This is a genomic window from Keratinibaculum paraultunense (assembly GCF_016767175.1).
GTDB lineage: Bacteria > Bacillota > Clostridia > Tissierellales > Tepidimicrobiaceae > Keratinibaculum > Keratinibaculum paraultunense.
Window position 1 is genome coordinate 1,526,167 of sequence record NZ_CP068564.1, and the last position, 13,197, is coordinate 1,539,363.

Below are 13,197 nucleotides of genomic sequence, written 5' to 3' on the forward strand. Positions count from 1 at the left end.
AGATGTCTATGTTTACTAATATCCACCATTTGGAAAATCAGCTTGACAAATATTAATATAATTGGTATATTATAGATGTAAAGGTAGCTTTACATTTGTTGAAAGGAGGTTGCATGAGATTTTGAAGAATAATTTAGAAAAACTAAGAAAAGAAAGAGGTATAAAACAAGAAGAACTAGCAAAAGAATTAAAGGTCTCTCGGCAAACTATTAGCTCAATTGAAAATGGGCGATATAATCCGTCAATCATTTTAGCATTTAAAATTGCAAAATATTTTAATAAAAAAATTGAAGATATCTTTATTTATGAGGAGGTAGAAAAATGAATGTAAAGGAAAGTAAAACTACTAACACTATTTTTCTAGTAGTAGGTGTTATTATTGTAATATCTGGATTAGTTCTAGGAAAAATATCGAATTTTAATAATGTAAGATTTATTATAAGTGGTTTAGTTGGAATAGGTGGAGCATTTACCGCAATTAGTAGTATTAACCTGTACAAAATTAAAATACACCCCCAAAAATATGAGGAACAAATGAGCGCTAAATATGATGAGCGTAATATTTTTATAAGGAGTAATGCTGGATATGCTACTTTTATACTCACATTATGTGTAGTAGGGATTGCTTCTATTATATTTTTAACTTTAGATCATCTTTGGTTTGCTATAGTTGCACTTGGAACTTTTATAATTCAAATTATTAGCTACTGGATTTTTGTTAGATATTATAACAAAAAACTATAAAATTTAATAGTTGAATTTATTTTAATTCTAGCTATGACAAACTCAAAAAACTTCTAAATAATTGATTTTACCAAAGGGTGATTTAATTAAGTCTGTGTTTAGTTGAATAAGACTCTTTTCTGGCACTACTTAGAAATATGAATTAAAACCAAAAAAGAGTCTTATTATGTCAATAATTAGTTACTAAGCATATGGAACCCCCTCAAAACTGTAAACACCAAGTACTTTTCTATAAATTTCGAAAAATAACTTTCCCAAATCATTCCCAACTAATATTAATTTTTATTAAATCCATAGCTATTTATTTTCTTCTTTAATAAAAATATAGATTCCATCAACACCTTCATTATCTTTAGCTTCTTTAAGAAGGTTTATAAGTTCACCACTTTCAATGTATTTAGGAGTGATTCCATATACACTTACATGTGTATCATCTTTTTCACCATATAAGCTATATTCTGTAAAATTACAGTTATTCTCTAAAAATGCCTTATGGGCATCCATTAAAACCTTTGCCACTTCTTCTAAGGAGCTATCTTCTAAATCCAACCTGATTAAAACCTCTGAACACAAGGGCAGTGATTTATCGAATTCCATATCAAGTTCTAAAATTTTTCTAGCCTTATCATCCATTTTATACATTACCATTGTAGTATTGTTTTCATATCCAAGTTCTTCTGCAATAATTTTCTTAGCAATGGCAGAATATTCATCTGAAAATCTTTGTAATGTATTAAACTTTCCTAATACATAGCTTTCATAATCATCCCTAATATCACCGCTACGATAATATATGGCAAATTTAGTATCTATACTTGTTTTAGATTTAGCTCTTGCCATATATGACCCGTCTTTAAAATTATAAATTACTTTTTCTACTTCAAGATCTAAAATTGAAATTCCTCATCATTGTTAAAAAGATATGTGGTTCCATCGTAAGTAAAATAATAGCGAAAGCTTCTATAAAAATCATCCATTGGGATATAGCCTTGAGATATCAAGTCTTGATTTTTATATTGAATGGCATGTCTTATTTCATGAAATAAGTTCCATATTATAAACAAACTATTTACTCCAATGTACTCTGGATTTAAAAAAATAACTTTTTCTTCTTTATCATAATTAGCAAAAGCTGTTTCAAAACCCTTTTTAGGGATAAATAACAATGCCTTAAGATAGTCATTAAGTTCATAATTTTCTACTAGAATTTCAAACATCCAGATAATACTTTGGAGTCTATGACTCTGATTTAATTTCTCCCAATTAGAAAGATAGATTATATCTATAACAGAATTCCTTGTAATTTTTATACCATTACAATCAAAAGATTCTATTCCTATAATATTATGTTTTTGAATAAATTCATTATGTTTTTCTACTCTATATTTCATTATAGAATACCCCCATCAACTAATATAAACATTATACTATCGGATTGACCCCTTAATTTTGGACAAGAATTCAATAATACTTCCAATATCATAATATTTCATTTTGCCCTTGGTTTATTGTACATTAATATTTATCTTCATCAAGGGTAAAGGCTACGCCCCTTAAAGCAAGCCCTTGATTTCAGCTAAATATTAATGTGTTAGGCACTTGAAGGCAAAGTATTAAAGCTTTATTTTCAAAGGTTTTGCTGTTCCTTCCAATGTTTTATGGTAAAATTCTACTGGTGAAATATATCCTAAAGAACTATGGATTCTAACTTTATTGTAGAATTTAATATATTCAGATACTGCTTCATAAGCTTCTGTATAGCTTTTAAATTCGTACCTTGACAAACATTCATCTTCTAACAATCTATGAAAAGCTTCTATATGGGCATTTTTATTTGGAGTCTTAAATGGTATCCTTTCATGCTCTAATTTTAATTCTTTACAAGTATCTTGAAATTTATTGCTGATAAATTGTGGGCCATTATCTGACCTTATAATCAAGTTAATTTTCTTATTATAAAGTTCCCGCTTCATTAATCCCCTTTTAAGGGTTACGATTATGTCTTCAGTTTTACAAGATAATCCCATATGATATTCTACTATATTTCTATCATATACATCTAAAAAGGAAGCTATATAGAAGAATCTATCTTCACCATGAATATAACCATATTTAACATCTACTTCCCAAAGGGAATTTGATGTTGTTATTTCTCTATTTATAGCTATTTTTCTAGGATATTTAGGTTTAATTTTCCTTTGAGGCCTTAGGACCTCAAGTTCTTTACATAATCTATATACTTTTTTCTTATTTATGATTAAATTAAATTTTCTCCCTAATAACACAGTTATTTTGTAATAACCATAGTACAATCCCTCTGTTTCTATGATTTCTAATATATATTCTTTTATTTGTTCATCACAAATGCGGTCTCCATCTTTATCAAAAGAATAACCAGGAATTGGTCTACCACCTTTATTCGTTATAATATCTTCATTTACATCTTCAGATTTAGCTCTTTTTTTAATGTTGTAATAATAGGTAGACCTACTTAAGCCTACAATTTTAAGGACAGTAACTGCGGTATATCCTAGATCAATCCATTTCTTTGCAATGTTAACTTTATCTTCTATTGTGGGTTCGTTTTTTTTAAAAGGTCTCTAAGAATGGCTATTTCTAAATCTTTTTCACCTAGTAATTTTTTCAATTGTTCATTTTCTTCTTCTAAAGATTTAGCATTAATATTATTGGAATAATTAGAACTTGGAATTAATCCATTTTGCTTCTTTGACTCCCTAACCCAGCGAGTAACAGTGCCAGGAACTAAATCGTGTCTTCTTGCAACTAAAGAAGCATTGCCTGTTTCTTCTACTTCCTTAACAATTTGACGCTTAAATTCTTCTGGATACCTTTTACCTTTCCATTTCAATTTAGACAACCTCCTATTAATTTTTATTTTACTAAATTAGTGTGCGATTGTCCAAATTGGTTAGGGGGTTTAATAGTTATGACCTTATAAATTCAAAAACTTTAACCATTATGTCACTTATGAAGTGACAATTTTCATTAACATTTAAGATCTTTGTATATCTTAAATATTTTCTAATACATCTTGTATCTTTGTATTCTTTGGTTAAACAAATTACATTTAAAGGTAGATTTTGGCTGATAAAATAGCCCTTCTTACCTTTATAAATATAGTTAAATAATCTGCATTTAATAGTTTTCTAACACTCAATAAGTACTATATGCTTCAAATCTTTATTTAAACTAATAATCTTATTACCAGTTTTTTTACCCCATTAAGTTGCTTCTTATATTCTCTCCTAATATATTTAGATTCTTCTAATCTTTTCAGTAAAATACTTATATTACTTGATGTAGTGCGTAATTCTTTTGCTAAAGTATTTAATGAAGGATTGCAAATTCCTTTGTTATAAGCATATTTTAAAAGCAATACATAAAGCCTAAATCCTCCAGGAGAAACACCTCTTTCAATAGCTTTATTTATAGCGTCATTGCTTACTAATGTATACCCTAAGCCAAAAGTACTTTGTGAAATTGCTTTATAAAAGTTTTCCTCTCTTTTTCGTTTGTTACCATTTATTATTTTTACATAGCCCAGTTTCTTTAGAGTACTTAAGCTATCTAAAATTGTCTTATTGCTCATACATATCTTACCTGAGCTGTTAATTAGCTCCTCATTTAATGCACTTGTTGTTAGGCCTTCTTTGTTTCGGACTAATACTGAGTAAATTAGTAAATCATTTCCAGTTAACTTTTGTATGTCGTTCAACAATCGGTTATTAATTCTCACCATCTTGTCTAGGTTAATATTACCTATAGACATAGAAAAATTACAATCAGGTCGATTACAATATTTATCAAGAATCTGTTGCAATTCGGGCTTATTTATCTTGCAACCTAACAGTTTGTAGTCTTCATACCAATACATATTAAAGTCTTTTATAAGTTTTCTTATACTTTCCGGTGGATTGTTTCGATTATTCCAATCAAGGATAGCTTGTTGACTTATGTCTCTCGGAAATCCTTTTACTTGCAGCCACTTTGTTAGTCTGCCTAAAGCAAAGTTCCTCTCACCTTTTGATACACCTTTTATTATTTTTTCAATGCAAGGTCTATCGGTTTTAATCTCATCTATTATACTTTTTGTAAGCTCCAATTTGGCTTTTAAAGGCTTTTCTGAGACTTGTCCGATACAATCCTTCAAAAGTTCCTTAAATAGCCTATAATCGTAAATTAAAGAGTAATCAGCTTGTAGTATTTTGTACTCTAATGGCCTTTCTTTATCTTTAATATTTAGTGTACCTGGCAACCTCATTATTCTAGCTTTATCTGTTGCCTTTATATCTGCATCTGTAATATCTGCTATTATTCTTAACACTTCTGTTACCTCTTGTTGCCTTTCCTTTAACAACCAATAAGCATGTATACCATTACCACTTGAAATTAATATAGAAGCTTTAGGCAGTCCTACTGCCATTATTATATCTTGTACCTTCTTAACTCTTTCTTCAACACTTAATCCCATCATTCCTTTGTCAAAATCAAGCCACAAAACCCTTGTTGTATTGCAGCACCTAGTCTTACCACTCTTTTTGTTTCTACTAAAAACCCCAAAATACACATTTTTATCCTTTGGTGGTGTATATTTGTTTATATCTTGTTGCTTAAGAAAGTGTTGCGTTACATTTCCTTCATGATCGATTTCCCTAATTTCCAAATATTCGTTAGTTCCATTAATTATTTCTTCTAAAAATCTGTTTAATTCCATAATTTCCACCTCCTATTAAATAGGAGGAGAAAAAAAGCCTCATAACTTTTTAAGTCATGAGGCTTAACAAGTTTAGTAAACTATTAATTGATATCAAACACATGTGGTATGGAATACATTCTGTTATTTTTTGAATACATTTTAAATATCTGCTTATCCTTTTTAGAATAAAATAAAAAAGAACCCTGTTTTAATCTAACACCATAAAAATGCTTTCTACTAGGGGCATATATATAGGTGTTCTCTGGTGGTTCTTCTAATATAAGTCTTAGTTGGTTATTTCCAGAAATTAATTCTCCAATATGCAGGATTTCACCATTGTACTCTGCTTTAAATAGAGGCTCTTGATACGATAGAAATTTGATTCCTGGAAACTGTTTTTTTGTAATACTTAAGAATTCTTTAATATAAAAATTGTGGTCATTAACGATATTAGGTAGATATTCTGTTGCGAAGCTCCATGGAATAAAATAAGCGTTTTGCAAAAATAATTTTTCCCTAAATTTACGTGAAATAATAAAGTGTTTAGCTCCTGGTATAACTTCTGATTTTATGAAACCTGCTATTCTACCTAAATCGTATCTTCCTATTTTATTACCCAAGACATAAATGAATATTGGATTGTCATTAGGGACAACACAACTAACTGGCATAAAATTTTTTAAACTATATTTTTCTATAGCCTGACGCTTTGATATTAAACTTGGAATTCTTGCAAGCAAATTACCTACTAGATTCGCTACATCAAGTCTGTCTTCCTTTGGTACTACATATCTAGGATCTATAGTGTAGCCAAGTTCCCTCAATGTTTTACTTGTTGCATAATATATAGCCGATATCCTTTGTGCAAATAGTCTATTATTCTTTTTATTTTGTGCATAATAATACACCTGCTTTAAATAACCATTATCTTGTAACTGCTTCAATCTTTTATATCCATAAACACTTTCATTAAAAAAAATTTCAACTATTTGTGGTCCAGGTAGACCATTAAAGTCTATTATTTTTTTCAGTAACTCTATATCTCTATCTTGTAACCTAATACCACTTGACATCTTGTACCTCCTTATCATCAAATAAATCATAATTATAAAAAGACAACTTTCACATTAAAGACTTAAACATCTCGAAAAAAAAGTGTAGTAAGAAAGAAAAATTATTCATTGATAAAGCCCCACTAACTACTCATTAATCAGCTACACTTTAAATTTTTTAAAATACTTTAAAATACAATGGGGTAACTCATTTTATAGCAGCTATTCAGATATAAATTTTATCAATAGATAAGAAAAGCCTGTTATTGAAGTAGTTTTTAAGCAAAAAATTAAAGCTTAACTTACTACTTTTTACTTTGTATTGACACTATTTCTTACTCTTCTTCTAAAAAAGGAATCAAAGTTTTTTCTATTTGGTTTTCATATTGCACTACAAATATTTCCGTTCGAGGATTTTCTTTATCTATTCTTGCTTCTTGAATAACTACAGGAACATGCTCTAGGTTATCATCTTTTCCAATAACACCAGCATACATAAGTCCATCTACTATCAGTTTCCCTATGAAATTGTCTGTATCACAAATCCGTGGAACATAGAATACCATATATACTATAGTAGGATCTATTCTTTCTCCTTCATAACCCTCCAATGCCTTATGGATGATTGAATACCATCTATTTCTTGTTTTTTGATAAGCAATGCTATTTAAAGAACCATTAACTAATTCGTTTCTATAATAAAGACTAATCTTAGGAGGATATTCAGGGATAATAATTTTCAAAACTCCTCTAATAACTTCATGTCCTAGATTAAGATTAATATCTTCTAAAAATAAATTTGCTTTTTCCATTTCCTCTATTATTTTCGATAATTCTATTTGTGCTTCAACTAATCTATTCTGTAATTTAATAAATCTATTCAATTTTCCACCTCCTTCACTTTTTATAAAAATTGATACACTGTGACAAAAAAGCAAAAAAACCCAAGGTCAAATCTGTGAACATCAATTTAACCTTGGGGCTAATTATCTTATATTAAATTATATAAAAATATAAAATTCCTGATTTTGGGCACAGTAATCCTGCTGTACCAAAACCAGAACAAAAATCTAACAAATAAATGGAATTTTGCACACAGGTATCCTGTGGTCCTAAAAGCGGAGCAAAAATCTAACAGTTTTGTATTTTATTTTATTGCTATTTTTATTATAGTACAAAAATTCAAACAATACAAGTATAAATGTTTATATTTTTAAAAACTAAATAAGTCAGTAATTTCTTAGTAAAACCTTTAGACACATTAATTTTTGAGTATTGCCTCCATATTAGACCAATAGAGCCTAATATTAGACCACTAAGTGCCTAAAAATAGACCACCAAATGCCAATTAGTAGACCATTTATTTAAGACCTCCTATATAATGAAGGTGCATGCTTAATGCATGACTACATTATATAGGAGGTTTTTTATGATTCAATACCGTAGAATACTTGATTTGCATTTCAAGGGAACAAGCCAAAGAACCATTAGCTCTAGCGTAGGTCACTCCAGGCAAACTGTATCAGATGTAGTTATTAAGGCTAATCATCTAGGTTTAGTGGAGTTAACTGATGAGATGACCAACCAATGGCTAGCTGAGTTCTTATTCCCTGAAAAAGAAGCCATCGCAAAAGGGTATTTCCCAGTAGATTGGGAAGTTGTTCATCGAGAGCTACAGAAGAAAAATATGACATTAAAATTACTCCATTATGAATATGCACAATGTGCTAGGGATAGTAAGAAGATCCCTTATGCCTATAGGACTTTTTGCAGACATTATGGAAAATACGCAAAGAAGTACAAATTAACCATGCCAATTAGGCGTAAACCAGGTGAAATTATGGAAGTTGATTGGGCTGGAGATAAATTGTCTATTAAAGATAGAAATACTGGTGAAAAGTTACCTATCTATATATTTGTAGCTACACTCCCGTACAGTCAATTATTTTATGCTGAAGGGTTTTTTAACATGACATCACAAAGTTGGTTAATGGCACATATTCATGCATTTGAATATTTTAATGGGGTCGCAGAGGTTTTAGTTCCTGATAACTTAAAGACAGGTGTGAATAAAGCTCTGAGAGGAGAGCCGATTTTAAATGAGGCATATCGTGATTTAGCTAATTATTATGGAGCAACTATTGTTCCAGCACGTGTTAAATCTCCTAAGGATAAGCCTAGTGTTGAAGGAAGTGTTGGTTACATTAGCCGACAGATCATTGCTTCATTGAGATATTATCAGTGCTTTAGTTTGGATGACCTAAATTCAAAAATATTAGAAGAAGTAGATAAGTTAAATGATTAACCTTTCCAAAAAAGAGAAGGCTCAAGAAGAATTGTGTATAACGAAGAGGAAAAGAGCAAGCTTATTCCCCTCCGTTACCCACGTTACCAACTATCGGAATGGATAACTGCAAAGGTTCAATTAAACTATCATATCCAAGTGAACCGCATGTATTATTCCGTCCCTTATGAGTATGTCCAAAGTGATGTTGATATCAGAATCACTAAGGACCTAATTGAAGTATACTTCAAAGATATGAGAATTGCATCACATAAAAAGCTTTTAGGAGAAATTGGCGAATTTTCCACTAACCCTAATCATATGCCTGAGAACCATAGAAAATTTCTTGAACACACTCCTGATCAGGTTAGGGATTGGGCCAATACCATAGGATCCAATACAGAGAGATTTGTTGAATACACCTTAGATAATCATGTTGAGAAAAAAGCACTAACAATTTTACTGTCTCTTAAAAATCTAACTAAATATTATTCGGATGACCTTATTGAAAAGGGCTGTGAAACCTTAATGAGTATTTCACGAGTACCAAGTTTTTCTGTTCTCAAAACAATATTAAAGCGTATGAAAGATAGCCAGAAATCAAAAGAAAAAGGAACTTTAAATGAGACAAGTACAGATAATGATTATGGCTTTGTTAGAGGTGCCAAATATTTTGGAGGTGTAAAAAATGAGGAATAAAGAAACTTTACGTAAATTAGCTGAAATGCACTTATCAGGTATGGTTGAGCTCTATGAAGAGCAAACAAGAAACTCAGATTACCAAGATATGACCTTTGACCAACGCTTTAATCTGCTTGTTGATTACGAATATTCTCGCCGTCAATCCAATAAATTAAATAGGTTAATTAAACAAGCTACATTCAACGATCCAACAGCATCTATTGAGGATATTGAATATCATCCTGATAGGCACCTAGATAAACAGTTGATATTAGAACTAGCTACATGTAACTATATACGTGAAGGCCATAATATTATTCTAATGGGGGCCTCAGGGAACGGTAAAACATGGATTTCAAATGCATTTGGTGTACAAGCCTGCCGTCAGCTCTTTAAAGTTAAGTACATTCGTTTACCAGAGCTAATCGATGAGTTGACAGCAGCTAAATATGCTGCGGATGGAAGTTATCGTAAGATTGTATCTAAGTACAAGAAGATAGAGTTGCTAATTCTTGATGAATGGTTAATTACTCCATTATCCCAAGAAGAAGCAATTCATGTTTTTGAAATTATTGAAGCCAGGTTAAAAAATTCCTCAACAATATTTTGTTCTCAATATGCCCCAGAAGGCTGGCATTCAAAGATTGAGAATGTCCAAATAGCTGATGCAATACTTGACCGTATAGTACATGATTCTTATCAGATACTGATAGATGGAGAGGTTTCTATGCGGGAGCGTCATGGTATTCACTATCAAAGGTCCAATCAACCTTAAGGATTTCAATTTAAGAAGATAAATTAAGAAAGCCTCATAATTGGGGCTTTCTAAACTTTTGGTCTCCTGTAGGCACCGAGTGGTCTATTTAGTGGCACTTAATGGTCTAAAAGTGTGCACTAGTGGTCTATTTCAACGGCAATACTCAATTTTATAATTATCCAATCTCAACCATTTAAAATACTGTATTCTAAGCTAGACACATTTTTGGCTCCTTTATAAAAATAATATATTTTTTAGGCACGTACTAAAAAAAGAAAACTACCCTCAACTCTTTAGAAATTCAAGGAATGAGGGTAGGAACATCTTTGGCACTTTAGGATTAATTTAATTGTTATTAATAATCGATTATTTTTTCAATTTTATCGTCAACTCTTTGCCATATATTTCTATAACCACTTTTGTAATATATAAATTCATATATTCTCCTTCTATGGCCATTGAATGCTTCCACATAAATATTTCCTTCTTGATCCATTACACGTAACCTTGCTATGTATCCTTCTGGCAACTCAAATTCTATCCCATTGCACATAAATTCCCCTTCACTTGTAACATACGAATTAGTTAGATTATATTCAGTAATTATTGCTAGTTCATCTAAAATCCCCAAATTAATTAATTTTTTTATATTAACTTGATGTCTTTCGGGAACTAGATGATATGCTTTATGAACTAGAACTAAAGCTAGATAATATATGTATAGTTCTTCAGTTAATACCTTTTCAGCTACATCTGCTTTATATGTCTCTGAGCTGTTTCTAGGAATTAATTTAAAAATCATTTTATTAAGAGAGTTTCTTTGTTCTTTAGGTTGGAAATAGATTATATTCGACATGGTATCAACCCTTTAAATATGATTTTGAATATAGTTAAAGTCATCTAATTGTTTTTTAAGATTTTTCTCTTTTTGTTCTTGTTCTATGAACTTTCTAAACGCATTATTTGCATCTTTATATTTTTTATAGGTTGCCTCATATTTTCCTTCTACATAAACACTGTAGTGTGAAAATCTACCTTGTAAATCATATTTTGGTTCCAGCACTATCTTTCTTCCATTTACAATTTTAACTTTTTCTATTCGTCGTTTGGATTTATTTAATTTTAGTTCATTTGGATCTATTCCACTTCCTCCGCATCTAAAGCATACCCCACCTGCCACATGGCTATATTGTGCTAACACACCTGAGCCCCCACATCGTAAACATGGCATATTAACACCTCACTTGTATTTTATAAAAAATTATATATTGGTTTACATAATATATTAATATACTTTCTAAGCAAAAACAAGTGTAATGTTAAAATGTTCTGAAATTATACTGTGCTAAAGAACAATATTACTGTGAATGATTTATCTGGGAATAAATTATTATCATTACTTAATACTTGCCATCATGTAGACTAATTAATTTTGGCTCTTTGTCAATATTTGGGGTGGGATTTTCTTAAATCCCGCTCCATTACTATTTTTACCCTTATTTTTGTGTTATGATTGAGATGGATAGAATTACATGTATTTTGGGCACACTTAAATAAACCTAGCTAAAATGTAGGCTTCTTACAGGTATTCACTTTTAGAAGTTTAGCTTGTACAGTGAAGTATTCTATTACGAAATCTATAAAAGTTTTTAAGTCCAAAGGATATTCGTTTTAATACTTTGATTTTATTGTTGAAACCTTCAGTTGGACCATTAGTATAACCATATTTAAAGGCATTTTTAATTTCCTTATGCCATCTTCTATATGTAGCTGCACATTTTTCAAACTCTGGTATTCCAGAGCTTTCTGCATTTTGAATCCACTTAGCTAATTCCCTACATTGGTAGGAATATTTATCGCTTTGACAGATTTCATAAAACCATTCTTTAAGTTTATGGGCAATACGTAGGTCATCATTATATAAAAGCATTAAATCAACGGCTTCTTTATTCTCATCCTTAAGCTTATGATATCGCGTTAAAATCAGTTTTCTACTCCGTTTATAGTATTTTCTAAGAGTAGCAGTCATAGATTTTTGTATGCGTTTCCTGACATTTTCAATAGCCCAAGTTACATGCCTAATAAAGTGGTATTTATCGATAACAATTATAGCATTAGGGAAAAATACTTTAGCTAAATCAACGTAAGGCTGCCACATGTCGCATACAAAGAACTTCACCTTATTCCTTTCCTTACGAGAAAATTGCCTAAAGTAGCCTACAAGATCACTTTGACACCTGTCAGGAATAATATCTAAAACCTTATTGTTTTCCCCATCAACAAGAATACACTGATACTTTCCAGTCTCTGCATTCCCCTTAAACTCATCAATACATAGAACCTTAGGCAGTGTAGGAGTACCATAGTTGACATGATTAAAGATACGAATAACAGTAGAAACAGAGACGTTGGCCACTTTAGCTACAGAAGTTAGACTAGTTAGCTTGGTAAGCTCTTGGCAAATAAAAAATGCTAAACGGTTAGTCATGCGATGATAACGAGGTAGAAAGTCATAAGACTCATAAAACCTTTTTCCACAAGAGCAAGCATACCTTCTTTTTCGAAGTACAAGATATGTGTGCTTAAATTGAAAAGGTAAATCCTTAATTGTCTGTTCTCTGTAGTCATGAATTTTTTTAGTTTAGCACCACAAGCAGGGCAAGTATGCTCTTTTGGATCAGTTGTAATGTAGATTTTAACGAAAGAATCCTCATGCGATATTTTAGTTACTTTAACCCCTTTTAAATCTAATAATTGTGTGATAAAATTAGATTGCACTTGTGAATAAACCTCCTTTGTATGTTTTTTTTAGCCAATTAACATTTTAGCAGGTTTATTTCACGAGTGCATTTTATTTTTAGAAAAAATAAATGTTAGGGTAAATTATTTTCCACCCCAACATTTATTATAGAACCTTAATTTTATTAAATCTAATAGTTACAAATTTGTGTAGATACTCATT

At 30.5% G+C, this 13,197-nt stretch carries 13 protein-coding genes and 2 pseudogenes; 5 read left to right on the forward strand and 10 right to left on the reverse strand.

Annotated features, from left to right (window positions below):
• Positions 1-121: 121 nt before the first annotated feature.
• Entirely contained in the window at positions 122-325 is a 204-nt protein-coding gene (locus JL105_RS07535; RefSeq protein WP_132029501.1) for a helix-turn-helix transcriptional regulator, read from the forward strand.
• Positions 322-744 carry a DUF2178 domain-containing protein gene (locus JL105_RS07540; protein ID WP_132029499.1) on the forward strand — a complete coding sequence of 141 codons (423 nt, stop codon included), beginning with the start codon at positions 322-324 and terminating at the stop codon, positions 742-744. The genes JL105_RS07535 and JL105_RS07540 overlap by 4 nt, the downstream gene beginning before the upstream one ends.
• Positions 745-1,041: 297 nt before the next feature.
• On the opposite strand, the gene JL105_RS07545 is transcribed toward JL105_RS07540, so the two are convergent.
• The 6 genes from JL105_RS07545 to JL105_RS07575 form a co-directional block, all read right to left on the reverse strand.
• Entirely contained in the window at positions 1,042-1,584 is a 543-nt protein-coding gene (locus tag JL105_RS07545) for a hypothetical protein (protein ID WP_132029497.1), read from the reverse strand.
• 47 nt (positions 1,585-1,631) lie between these two features.
• Complete coding sequence (locus JL105_RS07550) at positions 1,632-2,135, reverse strand: hypothetical protein (RefSeq protein ID WP_132029495.1); 504 nt, start codon at positions 2,133-2,135, stop codon at positions 1,632-1,634.
• Between the two features lie 222 nt (positions 2,136-2,357).
• A protein-coding gene (locus JL105_RS07555; protein WP_420485346.1) for an IS3 family transposase occupies positions 2,358-3,613 on the reverse strand; the annotation gives its coding sequence in 2 pieces (ribosomal slippage) (positions 2,358-3,319 and positions 3,319-3,613; 1,257 coding nt in all).
• Between the two features lie 336 nt (positions 3,614-3,949).
• Positions 3,950-5,479, reverse strand: coding sequence for a helix-turn-helix domain-containing protein (locus JL105_RS07565; RefSeq protein WP_132029721.1), 1,530 nt, complete (start codon positions 5,477-5,479; stop codon positions 3,950-3,952).
• 83 nt (positions 5,480-5,562) lie between these two features.
• Positions 5,563-6,534, reverse strand: a complete 972-nt coding sequence (locus tag JL105_RS07570) for a hypothetical protein (RefSeq protein WP_132029719.1) — start codon at positions 6,532-6,534, stop codon at positions 5,563-5,565.
• 314 nt (positions 6,535-6,848) lie between these two features.
• Positions 6,849-7,397 (reverse strand): RusA family crossover junction endodeoxyribonuclease, encoded by a 549-nt coding sequence (locus JL105_RS07575; protein WP_132029717.1) that lies wholly within the window; start codon positions 7,395-7,397, stop codon positions 6,849-6,851.
• Between the two features lie 545 nt (positions 7,398-7,942).
• Between JL105_RS07575 and istA the strand changes: the two genes are divergently transcribed.
• The 3 genes from istA to istB are packed head-to-tail and all read left to right on the forward strand — an operon-like array spanning position 7,943 to position 10,253.
• Positions 7,943-8,818: an IS21 family transposase gene (gene istA / locus JL105_RS07580; protein WP_202690464.1), complete on the forward strand. Its 876-nt coding sequence runs from the start codon at positions 7,943-7,945 to the stop codon at positions 8,816-8,818.
• A gap of 33 nt (positions 8,819-8,851) precedes the next feature.
• Entirely contained in the window at positions 8,852-9,496 is a 645-nt protein-coding gene (locus JL105_RS07585; RefSeq protein WP_202690465.1) for a Mu transposase domain-containing protein, read from the forward strand.
• The gene (gene istB, locus JL105_RS07590; protein WP_132029715.1) at positions 9,486-10,253 is read left to right on the forward strand and encodes an IS21-like element helper ATPase IstB; all 768 of its coding nucleotides are present in this window, start codon (positions 9,486-9,488) and stop codon (positions 10,251-10,253) included. Before JL105_RS07585 ends, istB begins: the two co-directional genes overlap by 11 nt.
• Before the next feature lie 337 nt (positions 10,254-10,590).
• On the opposite strand, the gene JL105_RS07595 is transcribed toward istB, so the two are convergent.
• From JL105_RS07595 to JL105_RS11775, 4 genes and pseudogenes are all read right to left on the reverse strand, one after another.
• Positions 10,591-11,091 (reverse strand): hypothetical protein, encoded by a 501-nt coding sequence (locus tag JL105_RS07595; protein WP_132029713.1) that lies wholly within the window; start codon positions 11,089-11,091, stop codon positions 10,591-10,593.
• Between the two features lie 12 nt (positions 11,092-11,103).
• Positions 11,104-11,436 carry a hypothetical protein gene (locus JL105_RS07600; RefSeq protein WP_237722261.1) on the reverse strand — a complete coding sequence of 111 codons (333 nt, stop codon included), beginning with the start codon at positions 11,434-11,436 and terminating at the stop codon, positions 11,104-11,106.
• 402 nt (positions 11,437-11,838) lie between these two features.
• Positions 11,839-12,813: pseudogene (locus tag JL105_RS07605) on the reverse strand (ISL3 family transposase); the annotation flags it as partial.
• Between the two features lie 6 nt (positions 12,814-12,819).
• Positions 12,820-12,867 (reverse strand): annotated as a pseudogene (locus JL105_RS11775) (hypothetical protein); the annotation flags it as partial.
• Between the last annotated feature and the right edge of the window lie 330 nt (positions 12,868-13,197).